Source organism: Salinimonas chungwhensis DSM 16280 (assembly GCF_000378185.1).
Taxonomy (GTDB): domain Bacteria; phylum Pseudomonadota; class Gammaproteobacteria; order Enterobacterales; family Alteromonadaceae; genus Alteromonas; species Alteromonas chungwhensis.
In genome coordinates, this window is record NZ_KB899376.1 from 464,545 (window position 1) to 481,046 (window position 16,502).

Annotated in this window: 12 protein-coding genes; 9 read left to right on the plus strand and 3 right to left on the minus strand. The window is 48.1% G+C overall.

Features of this window, described 5'->3' with window-relative positions; all coding sequences use genetic code 11:
• Positions 1–14: 14 nt before the first annotated feature.
• Positions 15–719 carry an SOS response-associated peptidase family protein gene (locus F458_RS0102145; RefSeq protein WP_018981730.1) on the plus strand — a complete coding sequence of 235 codons (705 nt, stop codon included), beginning with the start codon at positions 15–17 and terminating at the stop codon, positions 717–719.
• On the opposite strand, the gene F458_RS21130 is transcribed toward F458_RS0102145, so the two are convergent.
• Complete coding sequence (locus tag F458_RS21130) at positions 720–5,144, minus strand: S8 family peptidase (RefSeq protein WP_018981731.1); 4,425 nt, start codon at positions 5,142–5,144, stop codon at positions 720–722. It lies immediately after the preceding gene.
• 343 nt (positions 5,145–5,487) lie between these two features.
• On the opposite strand from F458_RS21130, the gene F458_RS0102155 reads away from it, so the two are divergent.
• From F458_RS0102155 to F458_RS0102195, 8 genes are all read left to right on the plus strand, one after another.
• Positions 5,488–6,675: a thiamine pyrophosphate-dependent dehydrogenase E1 component subunit alpha gene (locus F458_RS0102155; RefSeq protein ID WP_018981732.1), complete on the plus strand. Its 1,188-nt coding sequence runs from the start codon at positions 5,488–5,490 to the stop codon at positions 6,673–6,675.
• Positions 6,675–7,652 carry an alpha-ketoacid dehydrogenase subunit beta gene (locus F458_RS0102160; RefSeq protein ID WP_018981733.1) on the plus strand — a complete coding sequence of 326 codons (978 nt, stop codon included), beginning with the start codon at positions 6,675–6,677 and terminating at the stop codon, positions 7,650–7,652. The genes F458_RS0102155 and F458_RS0102160 overlap by 1 nt, the downstream gene beginning before the upstream one ends.
• A gap of 9 nt (positions 7,653–7,661) precedes the next feature.
• Positions 7,662–9,320, plus strand: coding sequence for a dihydrolipoyllysine-residue acetyltransferase (locus tag F458_RS0102165; protein ID WP_018981734.1), 1,659 nt, complete (start codon positions 7,662–7,664; stop codon positions 9,318–9,320).
• 90 nt (positions 9,321–9,410) lie between these two features.
• Positions 9,411–10,280 (plus strand): 23S rRNA (adenine(2030)-N(6))-methyltransferase RlmJ, encoded by an 870-nt coding sequence (locus F458_RS0102170; protein WP_018981735.1) that lies wholly within the window; start codon positions 9,411–9,413, stop codon positions 10,278–10,280.
• Positions 10,277–12,121: a protein kinase domain-containing protein gene (locus tag F458_RS0102175; RefSeq protein ID WP_018981736.1), complete on the plus strand. Its 1,845-nt coding sequence runs from the start codon at positions 10,277–10,279 to the stop codon at positions 12,119–12,121. The genes F458_RS0102170 and F458_RS0102175 overlap by 4 nt, the downstream gene beginning before the upstream one ends.
• A 4-nt stretch (positions 12,122–12,125) precedes the next feature.
• Positions 12,126–12,989: an acyl-CoA thioesterase II gene (tesB, locus tag F458_RS0102180; RefSeq protein ID WP_018981737.1), complete on the plus strand. Its 864-nt coding sequence runs from the start codon at positions 12,126–12,128 to the stop codon at positions 12,987–12,989.
• A 2-nt stretch (positions 12,990–12,991) separates the two neighbouring features.
• Entirely contained in the window at positions 12,992–13,531 is a 540-nt protein-coding gene (locus F458_RS0102185) for a gamma carbonic anhydrase family protein (RefSeq protein ID WP_026294427.1), read from the plus strand.
• A gap of 423 nt (positions 13,532–13,954) precedes the next feature.
• The gene (locus F458_RS0102195; protein ID WP_018981740.1) at positions 13,955–15,073 is read left to right on the plus strand and encodes a pyridoxal-phosphate-dependent aminotransferase family protein; all 1,119 of its coding nucleotides are present in this window, start codon (positions 13,955–13,957) and stop codon (positions 15,071–15,073) included.
• 28 nt (positions 15,074–15,101) lie between these two features.
• On the opposite strand, the gene F458_RS0102200 is transcribed toward F458_RS0102195, so the two are convergent.
• Both F458_RS0102200 and F458_RS0102205 read right to left on the minus strand, forming a co-directional pair.
• A complete protein-coding gene (locus F458_RS0102200) occupies positions 15,102–15,836 on the minus strand; it encodes a DUF3307 domain-containing protein (RefSeq protein WP_018981741.1) in 735 nt (244 codons plus the stop codon).
• Complete coding sequence (locus F458_RS0102205; protein WP_018981742.1) at positions 15,837–16,472, minus strand: nucleotidyl cyclase domain-containing protein; 636 nt, start codon at positions 16,470–16,472, stop codon at positions 15,837–15,839.
• Positions 16,473–16,502 lie beyond the last annotated feature (30 nt).

Consider the following 16,502-nt stretch of genomic DNA (forward strand, 5'->3'; position numbering starts at 1 on the left):
AAAAGGAGAGCACCGTGTGCGGCAGACTCAATGTAACAGATTCACCCGGCGTTAACGCCTTATGCGATCAGCTGGAAATAGCATTGTGGCCACAAATAGGTATGCGGTATTCCCGGTTTATCAGGCCCACTGAACAGGTTTCCATTGTCATGAAACAGGGCCGGCAACATAACATGGTCAACGCGATTTGGTGGTTACTGCTGGAACGTGAAGGTCATCGGTTCAAGCCCTCTCGGTACACCTCATTTAATACGCGTTATGACAAACTGAATAAGCCAGGTACTGCCGGCTACCAGGCATTTCGACAACAGCGTTGTATTATTCCTGCCGGTGGATTTGGCGAAACTATCACGGTCAACGGTAAAAAATACTATCACGATTTGCTTGTTGCTAATGATGAGGCGCTGGCCATGGGCGGGCTCTACCGTATGTGGACGGGTAAAGACGAACTTGGCCGTACTTTTACTGAATATTCATGCTCGATAGTCACTTTGCCGCCACATGATAAACTTGGCCATGTTCATAAAAAAGCCAGCCCTTTAATGCTTAGCCTGAAAGATGGCAGTTTGCAGAGCTGGCTCGATCCGTCTGTTAGCACTGATGTTCTTACCGATTTACTGGTTCCGAAAATTCGCCAGGAACTGACCGCACTGCCTGTGGACAGCCCCTCAGGATATAATCAGATCAATTCTTCATTTTCTATCACCAGCGATGTGTAATCATTGTCTTGACCAGGCACGCTGGCAAACCATTATAAGTAAGCAACACAGCACAATATAATGCATCGAGCCACCCCCGGCATCACCTCCACCGGACGATCGGGCTGGCGTGATTTGCACCGTCACAGAATCAGTGGCCTGATTAGCAAAACCATCGTCAACTGTTACTTGTAAGGTCAATGTTGTTGCTTCACTGATACCTGACGCCCGTAAGGTAACCGTTTCAGACTGCGCATTGCTCAGCGTGACACCGGACGCAGCCTCAACCTGCCACTGAAATCGCAGTTCATCGCTATTGGCGTCACTGGCAGTGGCCGATACCTGTATGGATTGGCCAGCCACGAGATTGACTAGCTCCGGCCCGTCAATGGTAACCCGCGGCGGAGCATCAATTTGAACGCCGGTAAAACTGGCAGCTGTTTCTTCCTGCGTATTTAACACGTTGGTCACACGTGAACGGACCTGGATGTCTAATGGGCCTGGCATCGCATTTTGTTGCACAATGGCTTCAAATTGCAGTTGTTCAATTACCTGTACCGCATTGTCCATCGGATAGAAACACAGCACATCACCATTGGCTATATCCATGGCGTTATCGCTTGACCATACTTTTCTTTTGTTGTTAATCAGTGTCGCTGATGCTCCTTTAGCAATTGATGGATAAGCCATGACAATTGCAGGCTGGCTATCGCGTTCAGATGAATCAAGCATTAACAATACGTGCGTGCCTGCATCGGGTGTGGTCCATTGGACAATGGTCTGATCCTGAGCGTTTTGCAGAACACGTGAGGCCATATTCTCGGTATCGCCACGGGCACTTATTACCGCGTTAATCTGCGCAAACGCATTGTTAGCATTGCCTGGCAGAGCAGATAAGGTGGGATCAAAGTTTACCGCCCCCTCACGCAAAATGGTCATGTAACTGAAGGCGTTACCCATATAGCTTGAATCAATGTTATAAGTTTTGAATGCAGCGGTATCAGCCTTGGCTGGCTGCCAGCCAGCCAGCGTATTGAGTTGCTGTCCGCTTTGATGACATTGTAAATCGGTATCTCCGGTCGTCATTGCCACGTTATGTTCGGGCCGTTCTACAGCCGGCTGCGTAACCTGCCACGTCAGCACATTGTCGCTGACCGAGGCAGCTCCGCTTACACTGTCTTCAACCAGCGTTAGCGTGTCTCCCAGCAAAACATCAATAACGTAGTCACGGTCTTGTTGCGTATCGTTAGTCAAAATATTAACTGTAAAAGGCACCCTGTCACCGGGTGCTACCCTGGCTGGTGCAGATGAGGTCAGGTAAACATCGTCTTGCTCACGGACCAGGTCTACTGTCGTTAAACCGATATCACCAGTGGCCTGCGCACTACTATTTAGTTCAAATGCACCGTAGTATCTGTCTCCAGGTTCGGCTTGCGACAATGCCCAGCTTATCTGTAAATCAAATTCTTCTTCTGCAGCCAGCGTCGCGGGTGCCTCTACAGTCAGATTGGATTTTTCCGATCGGTCCAACACCGCAGTAAACAAAGTGAACGCATCGCGTGCTGCTCCTGAGCCCGCCCAATTCTGTACTACAACCCAGTAGTCGCCGGCATCTGGCTGGTTCAGATTAATGTATTCCACCACACTGAACGACGTGCTTTCGGCAACAATTTCAGTCTCTTCGGGTAGACCATTCTGGTTTTCATCAAAAACCACGTACAGGTCCAGATCCTGAGCACTGGATTGTGTAATTTCAGCCACCAGTCGCAGATCATTCTCCGTTACTGTCACGGGGAGTAGGTAAAGGCCGTCTTCTATGTCATCAAGCACGGCGCTATTATCGGAATCTGGTGCCAGCATTTGTTCAGTCCGGCTACCGTTTATCAGACCAAATGAGGTCACGGTGAGCGCATCTACTTCAGAGGTGTAAACATCTTCAATTGACAAGCTGTCATAATCACGGTGCGCCTGGATATCCACAGAATCAGGGATAGTACCGTTACTGGCGAAGGCGACCACGGGAATGTGCAGGTTGTTGCCACTGGCGTCGGTAATGGCAATCTGGCCAAACCCGCGTTGGTTACTGCTAAGTGATTCAGTATTCATTATTATAGTCAGAATTTGTGATTCACCGGCAGCGAGATTAAATGAGGCGGGCGACACTGAGACAAGGAATCCGGCGTCCTGTGAAATAGCCTCAGTGGTCCAGGTTCCGTCCTGCGTAGCAGTTACCGTGCGTTGCCACTGACAATTCGTAAAGCATTCGCTATCAATAACAGCTGGCATATTCAAATCTCTGGGATCACCCCCTTCAGCCGGGTTGGCTGCAAGATACCGAGCCGAGGTTTCTTCCATTATGAGTGAGGAGCGGATTGCGGCGTCCACCTGCACCCGCCCGGCACCCATCTCAAACCAGTTTGCGGCTCGTCCACTATTGCCACTGCTGACGGCCGTGTGCGCTGTTAACATCATTGCTGAACGAATCTCATCTGGCGACCAGTCAGGATGGACGGCTTTTATCAACGCCGCGGCCCCGGCAACATGCGGGCTTGCCATTGATGTTCCCGATAGATAAGCAAAATCGGCCGGCGCCGGATCGGAGATATCATGGCCGTATTGTTCATCAGAATACGCCGCAAATATATCAACGCCCGGGGCTGTAAGGTGAGGGGTAAGGGTACTGATTAGTGAGTTAGGCCCCCGCGAAGAAAAATCAGCGACGATATCAGCAGCGTCAGGATCTACCGATATACCACCATCAGCGGCCGTAATGGTTGCGACATGATTGTCACCACTGGCTAACCAGTTTTTTAAGGCCGTCGCATCTGAAGCATCGATGTGGATACCGGGCACAACGTAGGTGTCGTTGGCCAAATTGGTAGCGCCACCTTCTACATTGGCCAGTACAAATCCGCCAGCACCACCGGCTGCCACATTTTTAGCTTTTTCAATGCGCGCGATATCGCCCCTGTCACAGACCACGATTTCTCCGTTGAACGTTCCCGCTGGGTAGGGCTCCAAACACTGTGCCGGATCGTTACCGGGATCGTTGTCGTTAGGAACATTGCCAGCATAAATAACCGGAGCCCTGATTTCGCCGGTATTACTGGATCCCGTTATCGGAGCCGGTGTAAACGTGCCACCGTTAAAGCTGTTGATTTGTTTCTCGTAATCTACCAACCGGCCGTGAGTACTGGCGCCGACTACTGTCATCCAGGGTGATTGTTTTTCGGTGGTATAAGCGTCTGGCCCCGAGTTACTGGCAGAGTGAGTGGTAAAGATGCCTGCGCTATGCGCAGCAAGCCAGGCCTCGTTGACTGCACCGGTCCAGGGATCCCCCCCACCAGAGATAGAAAAATTGATAATATCCACAACGCCAGAGGCAATGGCATCTTCAATGGCGCGGGCTATTACAGAGTCATAACAGCCGTTATAGGTATCATCATCTTCACCGGGCAGACATACCTGAAATGAAACAATGTTTGCATGCGGCGCCACGCCTGCTATCTGGTCATAGACAAAACCGGATTCTATCCCTTCACTCTGGTTTTGACCTGCATCCGGCAGCACCTCGGCTACGTTGGTAAGAATATTACCAGCAGCTGTTGCTGCGACATGAGTGCCGTGACCGTTATAGTCTTCACCGTTGGCAGGAAGTACCCGCGCAAAGATGTCCTCATCGGAATAAACATCGGTTATTGCCGGATAGCTGTACACCCCAATGAGCTTATCATTACATAATGTGGCAAACCCTTTATTGCAATCACCCAGATAACGCCCCGGGCCCAATGGGTTCGTATGTGTATAACCGTCAGCACCGGTAGCAGCAAATGAAGGATGACCGGTATTAATTCCGGTATCCAGCACAGCCACAGTAATTCCCTCACCAAGAGTTTGTGTTGCTGCACCTGACAGACCACTCCAGATCGACTCAGCGCCAATCAATAAAGGCCCAGTGTCAGTGGTAAGCTGCCTGACTGCGTCAGCTTCAACTTTTTTGACACCGGGGAAGTTACGCAGCATAGCAGCTTGTTTTGCCGAAGCATTAATCGCAATGCCATTAAATGCATAGCGATAGTGCGTTAACACCCTGAATGGCCCAACAGCGTGTTGCATACTGGAAATATGAGCGCTTTGTTCTTCTTTGAGCCTGGCAACGTATTGTGTTACATCACTACCAGCGGATACGGCCCGGCGTTTGTCCGCCGCAGTCAGTGCGCTAAGTTGGTGCCTGCCGGCGGTTATAATATTTTCATGGTAGTTAACTGCAGAAGGTGCATCAAAACGAACAATGAATATTTCTTTTGACGCATCATCAGTCTGACGCGGTAGCGCATGATTGTACGCGGTGACTTTATTGTTAGAAACCGGGTCTATCTGTTCAAACTTAGCAGGCGCGACAGTTGCTCCGGTAGTAAGTAGCAGCGCAGCCAGGGCGGAAATCATCGACGTCAAAATGCAACTCCGTATACTGACGACCAGTTTAAAGGGTAACTATACCAGTACAATGATGAATAGTAGATGAATTAAGCGTCATCAATCGTATCAGTGCATCCCTGAAAGAGGCATCATACAATACATATAAATGTTAAATTATATGAGTATACTTTAACGGCAGGTTAAAATGTTAGGATGTAAATTCTATTTTGTCATGGTTAAAAAGGACAGAATGTCTATTTTGAGCTAATTCATGATGGAAATAGCAAGATGTGTAAATCCAACATGCACTAGCATAGTTTCTCATAAATAGACCGTTTTTCTTACCTCAACGCAACAAGAGGGATTCACAGTGCAAGACAGAAATCATCTGGCACGGGTTAAAACCACTCATCAGGTACACATCATTGAAAATGGCCTGATTGATATACCCATGCTCCAAATCCTTAAGCCTGACGGCACCCTGCATGAAGAAGCACAAGAGCCTGACTTGAGCAAAGATGTTGCTCGTAAAATGTATGACACCATGGAATATATCCGGGTGCTGGATGAGCGCATGATCGGTGCGCAACGTCAGGGCAGAATCAGCTTTTATCTGGCATCAACAGGTGAAGAGGCGGCGGCTGTAGGTAGTGCTGCTGCGTTATCGCCTGACGATATGATCATGTCACAGTATCGTGAACAGGGTGCATTGGCCTATCGTGGTTACACGACTTCACAATTTATGAACCAAATGTTCAGTAACGAGAAAGACCCTAACAAAGGGCGGCAGATGCCCATTCATTATGGGGACAAAGCACTCAATTTTATGACCATTTCATCGCCACTGGGCACCCAGATCCCGCAGGCGGCCGGCTATGCATATGGTCAGAAAATGGCGGGCAATGAGGCGATTACAATCTGCTACTTTGGTGAGGGTGCGGCCTCAGAAGGTGATTTTCATGCCGGTCTTAATATGGCTGCGGTTTTAAAGTGTCCGGTCATATTTTTCTGTCGTAACAACGGTTATGCGATTTCCACACCGGCAGACGAACAATTCGCCGGGGATGGCATAGCTTCACGTGGTCTGGGCTATGGCGTTAAAACGATTCGTGTGGATGGTAATGATCCACTTGCAGTGTTTGCCGCCACTAAGCGGGCCCGTGAACTGGCGTTGGAAGAACGTTGTCCGGTTCTTATTGAAGCAATGACTTATCGACTGGCTGCGCATTCGACCTCAGATGATCCCACTGGCTATCGTTCTCGCGATGAAGAAGATAAGTGGCGAGCCAAAGATCCCATCCAGCGGATGGCGAAATGGTTACAACAGAAAGGCTGGTATGATGAAGCGGCCAATAAGCAACTCATTGATGAAACCCGTCAGGAAGTGCTTAAAGCCCTTAAAGAAGCAGAAAAAGTACCGGTAAATCCCATTGAAGATATCGTCAATGATGTTTATGACAAGGTCCCCTGGCATCTTGAAGAGCAGCTTGATCAGCTTAAAAAACACATTAGCCAGTATCCTGACGCCTATCCTAAAACATCAGGGAGAGTGAAGTAATGGCGAAAATGAATCTTTTGCAGGCAATCAACAGTGCCCTTATAACTGTTATGGATCAGGACGAGCGAGTGATGGTTTTTGGTGAAGATGTCGGCCATTTTGGCGGCGTGTTCAGAGCTACCAGTAATCTGCAGGAAAAATATGGCAGAGATCGGTGTTTCAATACACCATTAACGGAGCAGGGTATTATTGGGTTTGCCAATGGACTTGCGTCTCAGGGCTCAGTGCCGGTAGCTGAAATTCAGTTTGGCGATTATATTTTCCCTGCATTCGACCAGATTGTGAATGAAACCGCTAAGTTTCGGTATCGCTCCGGGGGGCAATTTTCCTGTGGCACGCTTACCATCCGTACTCCATATGGGGGCGGCATTGCAGGCGGACATTATCATAGTCAATCTCCTGAAGCCTTTTTTGCGCATATACCGGGCATGAAGATTGTTATTCCCCGCAATCCTTATCAGGCGAAGGGATTGCTTCTGGCGTCTATTCGCGACGACAATCCAGTGTTGTTTTTAGAGCCTAAGCGCCTTTACCGGGCTTCGGTAAGTGATGTACCCGATGAGGATTACGAGCTGCCACTTGGTAAGGCTGATACAGTGCAGGAAGGTAACGACATTACCCTGCTGGGCTGGGGTGCACAGATTGAGATCTTGCAAAAAGCGGCAGACATGGCGCTGGAAGATGGTATTTCCTGTGAAATTATCGATCTCCGCTCAATATTGCCCTGGGATGCCGACGCGGTGGCAGAATCAGTCATGAAAACCGGAAGGTTGCTAATTAACCACGAAGCGCCACTCACCGGTGGTTTCGCCAGTGAAGTGGCGGCAACCATTCAGGACCGGTGCTTTTTGTACCTGGAAGCTCCGATTTCCCGTGTTTGTGGTTTGGATACGCCGTATCCGCTGGCACATGAAAAAGAGTACATGCCAGACGAGCTGAAAACCTATGAAGCCATCAAGCGTACACTTAAGTACTAAGGGTCAGGAATGACAACAGAATTTATTTTACCGGATATCGGCGAAGGCATTGTTGAGTGTGAACTGTTGGAATGGCTGGTGGCTGAAGGTGATACCATCGAAGAAGATCAGCCGGTGGCTGAAGTGATGACGGATAAAGCCACGGTTCAGATTCCTGCAATGCATGCTGGTATTGTCAAAAAGCTTCACTACAAAGTGGGTGATATCGCAAAAGTACACGAACCGCTGTTCGCCATGGACATTGACGGTGACGGCGAGTCCGCTGACGCTGAGCAGGCGTCAGCGAGCGAGCAAAATACGCAAAAGAATGAAGAGGCAACGCCGGGACGTGAAAATAATGCTGCAAAGGACGAAACAGGTCAGGGCGATATAGAAGACTTTATTCTTCCGGATATCGGTGAAGGCATTGTCGAGTGTGAGATCGTTAAATGGCACGTTGAGAAAGGCGATGTCATTGAAGAAGATCAGCCGGTAGTCGAAGTAATGACAGATAAGGCCATGGTTGAAATACCGGCAAAACATGCCGGTAAAGTCCATGAGCTTTATTATCAGCAGGGGGACATTGCTAAAGTCCATGCCCCATTATTTGCGCTACTTGTGGAAGGTGCTCAATCTTCGGCCACTGAAGCGTCAGGTAGTGATGCTAAGCAGTCATTCTCGACAGATCAAAACCAACCAACTCAGCGCAAAGCCGCTGAAGATAAAGCGAGCAACCAAAAATGGCCGGATGGCGAATTTGAACCGCCAGTGGAAATACCCGGCCGGGTACTCGCTAGTCCGGCGGTTCGACGCGTCGCCCGCGAAAAAGATATTGACCTGACTGCTGTAGAGGGGTCCGGTAAAAAAGGCCGAATTTTAAAGAAAGATGTGCTGAATATCGGATCACAGCAATCTTCTTATAAGGCTGATGCAGCAAACGTTGAGGGTGAGTCGGAACCGGCTCCGACGACTACGTCAAGCGGGGGAACGCGTACCGAGCCAGTTAAAGGCATTCGGGCGGCAATGGCGAAACAGATGACGGCCTCGGTGCAGACAATTCCGCATTTCACCGTCAGTGACGAGTTGCAGATGGATGCGTTAATGGCGCTGCGTAACGAATTGAAGCCGGTATTTGCTGAACAGAATGTCAAACTGAGCTTCATGCCATTCTTTGTTAAGGCATTGTCACTAGCGCTGACAGAGTTTCCTGTTATAAACAGTCAGCTAAATGATGATGCTACAGAGCTGACGTATTTTGATGATCATAATATTGGCTTTGCGGTGGACTCAAAAATTGGTTTGCTGGTACCTAATATCAAGCGCGTACAGGATTTGACCTTATTTGAGCTTGCACAGCAAATGCAGGAAATTATTGATAAAGCGCGCGACGGTAAACTCGGTGGAGATACGTTAAAAGGTGGCACTATCAGTATCTCTAACATTGGCGCTATTGGCGGCATGACAGCTACCCCGGTAATCAATAAACCAGAGGCTGCCATCGTGGCGCTGGGGAAAACGCAGAAGCTGCCGCGCTTTGATGAACATGACAACATTATTGCCCGGCACATGATGCAGGTTAACTGGTCCGGAGACCACCGCATTATTGATGGGGCGACTATGGTCAGGTTCAATAATCTGTGGTGCAGTTATCTGGCCAATCCCACCCGTATGTTGATGCACCTGCGCTAATCTTGATGGAGTGCGACTCACGTCGCACTCTTGTTATTTATTCCCCGGCACAGGTAATATAGCGGAATCACCCGTTTTTCCAGGATTTTTGTGCTTAGTTACCGTCATGCCTTTCACGCTGGCAATCATGCCGATATTCTTAAACATCTGACATGGTTAGGTGTTATTTCTCATCTGAAGCAAAAAACCAAGCCATTTGTCGTGTTTGACACCCATGCAGGTGCCGGAGAGTATCCGCTAAGCAGTGAACAGGCTCTAATGAACCGAGAGTTCGACAGTGGCATTGCCCGTCTTGAAAATCTGACCCCGGCCAGTGCATTGCTCAATGATTATCAAACAATAGTAAACCCGTTATGGCAAGCCGGTATCTATCCCGGCTCCCCTGTCATCACCACAATGGCGATGCGGGGTCAGGACACAGCCCATATGATGGAGTTACATCCAACAGAGTTTCCGGCGCTACAGAAAAATATGTCGGAGCAGAATAAGCAAACCCCGACCTCTGCAAATGTTCATTTGCATTACCGCGATGGTTTTGAAGCACTGATAGCACTTACACCACCAACGCCTAACAGGGGCGCGGTACTGATAGATCCGCCGTATGAGCAAAAATCTGAGTACGAAAAAGTCACTCAGTCAGTAGATGCAATGTTTCGTCGCTGGCATAACGCCCAGGTTGTCTTGTGGTATCCGTTACTGTCCGACCGGGCAAAAGACAAAGTATTGGCCTGCCAGACCATGATAAATAGCGTATCGAAACTGGGCAAGACTTGCTTTAGTGCTGAACTTACGGTGGCACCCAATACTTATGATGCTGGAATGTATGGATCAGGGGTTTGTGTGGTGAACCCTTCGTGGCAACTTGATGAGCACCTTACGCAGGCTATGAAAGAAGTCTGTAAAGCCATGGGTGAGAGTACGCATTTTTCACTAAACTGGCTGAAACACGAAAACTCATGACTGATGCTGCCGGCGCGCTAAAACATTTTTATATTCCAGAAGAGCAGTCCATATACCTATTAAGTCATGCTGATGCAAAAAAGCTTAAAGACTGGGTTAATTTATGTATAAAACAGCTTGCTCAGCTTGGTTATTCAGATATTGGCCTTATCGGTAAGGGGGCTTTTGGGTTTGTATTTGCCGGCATATCTGGCGATGGCGAACGGCATGTGTTTAAGTTTTCGCGCATCACCTTACCGCAGCATGTCAGAGACCGGCTGGAAGATGAGGCGTTTATGCTGTCTCAGGTAGACCATCCCAATGTACCGGCTTTGGTTGCTTTTCAGCAGGTAAGAAAGCAGGCTATTCTGGTCATGCAGCGAGCCGAAGGGGATGATCTTGAACAGTTAAGCCTGAATGTTGGCCCCCTGTCGGCGCGTATTATCGTTAAAATTACCGTACAACTGGCCCAGATTCTTAAAGCATTGCGTGGGCACCGGGTTCAGGAAGAGCCAAAGCCTATTGTGCACGGTGATATTAAGCCTTCAAACCTGGTTTGGGACCCGATCGGTGAGCGTGTGCAACTTATCGACTGGGGCTCATCGGTTTTCGCACAACTAGACAGTGAAGGGCAGTTTGTTTCAGGCAATGTTATGGATCTGATGTCATCGGATATGCAACAAACCAATGCGCGCCTGGGTGATGTATATTTTATTGGGGATGAACAATTGAATGGGGCTTTGTCTTCGCCGCGTTTTGACGAGCAAGGGCTCGCCAGTACCATTTATGCACTGGCTTCTGGCCAGTCCAGCCGTTTCGGGCGCAAAGTTATCACACCTCAATCGCTGGGTTTACCCAAGATGCTGGCCAATATCCTGGCGCATATGCTCAGCGATGATTTGCATGAACAACAAAAAGGGGCCGACTATCTGTTTGCTCACATCCATGTACTTAATCACATGGTATTTGGTGATGATCGGCCAGTACGCTTTGTACCGATGATTCCGGTTTGGATAAGCAGTCAGTCTAAAGATATTGAAACTGTGGTTTATAGCTCCAGAAAGTCGTATTTACGACAACATGCACCCGAAGCAGATGCTCAGCTGAAATACGTTAACGATGCGCAGTTTGAACGTTATTACAAAAACTATCTGATGGGGATGGGTGAAACAGAAAAAGGCTTTATTGCCGCGGTCAGCCGCTTAGGAAAATTTCCGGTGGTTGGGGGAATGGCAATTCGGTGGGAACCGGATGGCGTGTATGTGGATTCCAGTCTAAACCTGTATGATGAATCGAGACAGGCAGCATTTGAACAATCGGTTAATAATGTGATCAGTCTGGCCAGAGCCATTCATCGCTCTGGCATTTTTAAATGTTGTATGTTCAATGCTAAAGATACACTTCACATAGAGCGTGACTCACCAGATACTGCCTTTATGCCTTCGGCAACGTGCAAGATCCCTTTTGAATTATCACGCACGCCGGCGGTAAAAGATAACAGCCGCACGCACTCTTACTTTGAAGATGGCGAGGATCCGGATGAGTTACTTAAACTTCCTGAGTCGATTATGCAGCGCCTGGAACAGCTCAATAATATTCATCATACGGGCTGTATTATTTTTGAGGCGCTTCCGGCCCACCTGAAAATTCACAGTTATTATATGTTGCTGGACCACAGTAAACAGGCTGTATTTGAGCAACTGCTGGCGGAAATTGTCGCCGCTGTGCCACAAATCAAGGGGCTGGGCATATCCGGTTTTATGAAATTACCCTATAAAGATACCCGGCTTTTTGAGCACAGAACACAGCAGCCTGAACGGTATTATCCCAGAAACCCAAAAGTTATTAACGAAATGGAGTAGAAACATGTCAGAGGTAAAAATGTCCTCGCTGTTTGAGCTGGAGCTCATAGAAAAAGGACTGTTCCGCGGACAAAGCTGGGATTTAGGCTTTAGAGCATTGTTTGGCGGACAGGTCTTAGGTCAGGCGTTAGCTGCCGCCCATCGTACAGTAGATGAAAATCGTGTTGTGCACTCATTTCACACTTATTTTCTATTGCCGGGCGATGCTAAGAAACCCGTGGTGTATGATGTGGAAGTAGTGCGGGATGGACGCAGCTTTTCGGCGCGCCGGGTGAAAGCCATTCAGGATGGCCGAAACATTTTTTATATGACGGCTTCATTTCAAACCATAGAGGATGGCATGACTCATCAGTACGCTGATATGCCGGATGTGCCTGATCCTGACACGCTTGAGTCAGACATAACCTTTTACGAAAAAAATTACCATAAACTCTCCACGGGCATGCAAGAAGCACTGAGCTATCACAAACCCATAGATATTCGTACCGTTGATGCCGCCAATTCTTTTAAAGCTCAGGCCCGGGATCCAGTCCGACACGTATGGCTTAAAGTGCGTGATGTGATGGATGATGAGCAGGGACTGCATCAGGCAACGCTGGCTTACGCTTCAGATTATCATTTTCTGAGTACCTCTTTGCAGCCACATGGGATTGCGGTATCAGATAAAAATCTGCGCATGGCCACAATTGATCATGCCATGTGGTTTCACCGTCCGGTGAATTTGAATGACTGGTTGTTGTACGCTATGGAAAGTCCTTTCACCGGCAACAGTCGTGGGATAGTAAAAGGGCAGATATTTAATCGCCAGGGCGATTTGGTCGCCAGTACTATGCAGGAAGGAATGATTCGCAAAAAAGGAGCTGAGTGATCATGCTTTATCAATTGAGTGACAAAAAACCAGATGTGTCTGAAGGTGTTTATATCGCACCGGGCGCCCATGTTATCGGCGATGTAAGGCTCGGGGAGAATGTTAGCGTATGGTTTAATGCCGTTATTCGGGGCGATTCAGACACCATTGATGTGGGCAGAGACTGTAACATTCAGGATGGCAGTGTTTTACATACTGACCATGGTGAAAAAATGACATTGGGCCAGGGTGTAACCGTTGGCCATAAAGCCATGCTGCATGGCTGTACAATCGATGATTATAGCCTGATTGGCATCAACGCAGTGGTTCTGAACCGGGCAAAAATTGGTAAGTTTTGCGTTATCGGCGCCAATACGCTGATCACTGAGGGGACTGAGATCCCTGACTATTCGGTGGTTATGGGTTCGCCAAGTAAGGTAGTTAAAACATTGGATGAAGACACTGCGAGCATGCTCAAGGCGTCCGCCCAACATTATGTGAAAAATGGCCGTCATTTTAGTGAGCATCTCACCACAATTAGCGGGTTAGCTGACGGGTTATAGTATCCATAAAAAAAGCCCAGAACTTGCGTTCCGGGCCTAGGGGAATGGCTCATTGCTGAGCCGTGCGCTAACTATTGCAAAGGGAGAAGTGCTAACAATCGTTATAGCAAATTAATCATAGCTCACAATTGTTCGATTTATAAACAAAATTTTATGAATTTTTTTTGACTTCTTATCGCCTGATAAAAATGTATTTCATATCTTACGGCGGGACAAGCATTTTCTTAACCGGTCCAACCTGTGAGTATGCCAAAACCGGTAATCATAAAAATGTGTTTCCTGATCCTCTACGCGGATCAGGCCTTACGGATCACCAGCCTGCCAGGCATCTATATTCATCACAATGATAGTGGTAATGCATACATTGAGCTTTGCTGAATATGCTGACACAATCGCGATACGCATAAACTACCAGGAAATGATATGGCTTATCCAACTTTTATACCGCCGGAACGGACACTTATGGGCCCAGGCCCCTCAGATGTGAGTCAGCGCGTTTTAAACGCGATGGCGCGCCCGACTATAGGCCATCTGGACCCGTTATTTATTGACTTGATGGATGAGATCAAAGCACTTCTGCAGTATGCCTTTAAAACCAGCAACGCGCTGACCATGCCAGTTTCTGCGCCAGGGTCAGCCGGCATGGAAGCCTGCTTTGCAAATTTGGTGGAGCCAGGTGATAAAGTCCTGGTTTGTGTTAACGGCGTGTTCGGTCAGCGTATGGTCGAAAACGTCATACGCTGTGGCGGGCAGGCTGTTGTAATAGAGGATAGCTGGGGCTCGCAAACAGATGCACAGAAGGTTGAAGATACGTTAAGCGCACAACCAGACATAAAAATTCTTGCATTTGTGCATGCAGAGACTTCTACAGGTGTACGTAATGATGCTCAGCAATTATGCCGGTTAGCACAAAAATATGATTGCCTTAGTATTGTGGATGCGGTTACCTCGCTGGGCGGTATCGAAGTGGATGTAGATGGCTGGGGTATTGACGCTATTTATTCTGGTTCGCAAAAATGCCTTAGCTGTGTTCCGGGTTTATCGCCGGTGTCTTTTGGCCCGCGGGCGGTTGAGTGCATTCAAAGTCGTAGCACACCTGTGCAGAGCTGGTTTTTGGATATGAATTTAATTATGGGGTACTGGGGCCAGGGGGGCAAACGTGCCTATCATCATACTGCGCCCGTTAACAGTCTGTATGCCCTGTATGAGTCTCTGCGAATGCTTAAAGAGGAAGGGTTGGAGCATGCATGGGACAGACACCGCAGCGGCCATGAAAAACTGTTAAAAGGCCTCAGTGATCTGGATATTGAATTTACTGTTGATGAGGCATACAGACTACCTCAGCTTAATGTGGTCAATATTCCTAAGGGTGTCGATGATGCCAGAGCCCGTCAACAATTACTGGAAGACTTTAACCTGGAAATTGGTGCGGGCCTTGGCGACCTGGCCGGGAAGGTCTGGCGTATTGGTCTGATGGGCTTTGCCTGTAAAGACCGAAACATTGACCACTGTATAGCCAGTATCGCAAACGTTATTCGCTGATACTAGATGTTTGCCATCGTTTTGAATATTAAGCCAAATTTGGAACGATGGCGATTATTACCCAACCCACAATTAATGCCAGGGCGAAACTAAACAGCGTACCCAGCATCATATATTCGGTCAGGCGCATATCTTTCGCCTTAGACAAATCGCCAATCCGAAAGACTGTCTTAGTGGCAACTAAGAACCCTAATCCGGTGTATTGACCCACCAGTATAAAAGAAAGAGCTAGTGTACGCTCAACATAGCCAATCCAGCGTCCGGCATCACCCAGGCTGCGGTTTTCTGCAGCGGCCAGAATTTTTGTATGCCGGGAAAGTATCTGCGCAATCAGAATACTGGCTGGGTTAAGAATCAGAATATAGCCAAGAATATATATTAGTTTTTCCGGTTGCCTGAGGGTTTTTGCCAGCGCTAAAAGGGTTTCAACCGTTATCTGTGAAAGAAATACAGTTACTGCAATAACCACTATAAAGTGGGCTATCTGATCGAGAATAAAAGCCTTCAAGCCATGGCGGCCTGATTTGGCCCAGTCTATAAGCCAGTGCGTTACAGCAATAATTGCGCCCCATAAACATGCCTGCATAACCGAGTAATCAGCAATCAGAAGAGCAATTAACGCCAGAATAAAGTGCACCAAACTATGCTTATACAATGCTGCCGCGCGAATACCATAAGCATGTCGGTTATCAATCCAGGCGGCTGGCTGCAAATAAAAGTCGCCAATAAAGTGTGCGGTGAGCAGTAAAAGTAGCAATGTCACTTACTTTTCCTTTTGCATCTGCTGTTGTATCAGGTTGTTCATGTAATCAATAAATCCCGGTAGCAGGTCAGCCCCGGCTGCGCTTAACCGCTCACTGATGTTTTGGCGGGATGTCGCCAGCTTATCAGCCAGATTTTGGTGAGTAGGAAAGTCTTCATACACATAATCGTAAAGCAAGGTAGTTTGACTGGTATTAAGTCGGTTCAGAATATAGCTCAACTGTTGACATATAACCGTCAGCGCCGGCGTTTCTTTATGCAGAAGATTTATCGCCAATTGACCCGGGCGCATTTTATCCAGCGTTCGCCCGGCCAGTATAAATGTTTCGCCGTTGGCTTTACCGGGATCTTCGCCGGTCAGTTCACCTGGACCGTAAGCCAGACTGATTGTACTTTGCAATGGATGTGACAGGTTCGCACTGGCTAACCATAACTTCAGCTTGAGGAGGGTAGTCACGGCGGCTTCAGGATGTTCAAACGCAACTTGGAACTCATCGCCTCTGTAAAGGGAGTAAATAACATTATGCTGATGCTTCAACCCCTGCAAATAGTCCTCGATATCTGCAATAGTTTGCGTGTAGTCTTCCGGTGTTAGCCGGGTGGAGCCGACCAAGTCAGCATTCAATACCGCAATCATCCTATTTTCCTTGTCTTTGTTACAGCTATC

Coding starts and splice junctions, on each gene's coding strand:
- F458_RS0102195 (WP_018981740.1), top strand. CDS start 13,955: ATGGCTTATCCAACTTTTATACCGCCGGAACGGACACTTATGGGCCCA.
- F458_RS21130 (WP_018981731.1), bottom strand. CDS start 5,144: ATGATTTCCGCCCTGGCTGCGCTGCTACTTACTACCGGAGCAACTGTC.
- tesB (WP_018981737.1), top strand. CDS start 12,126: ATGTCAGAGGTAAAAATGTCCTCGCTGTTTGAGCTGGAGCTCATAGAA.
- F458_RS0102165 (WP_018981734.1), top strand. CDS start 7,662: ATGACAACAGAATTTATTTTACCGGATATCGGCGAAGGCATTGTTGAG.
- F458_RS0102205 (WP_018981742.1), bottom strand. CDS start 16,472: ATGATTGCGGTATTGAATGCTGACTTGGTCGGCTCCACCCGGCTAACA.
- F458_RS0102185 (WP_026294427.1), top strand. CDS start 12,992: ATGCTTTATCAATTGAGTGACAAAAAACCAGATGTGTCTGAAGGTGTT.
- F458_RS0102175 (WP_018981736.1), top strand. CDS start 10,277: ATGACTGATGCTGCCGGCGCGCTAAAACATTTTTATATTCCAGAAGAG.
- F458_RS0102160 (WP_018981733.1), top strand. CDS start 6,675: ATGGCGAAAATGAATCTTTTGCAGGCAATCAACAGTGCCCTTATAACT.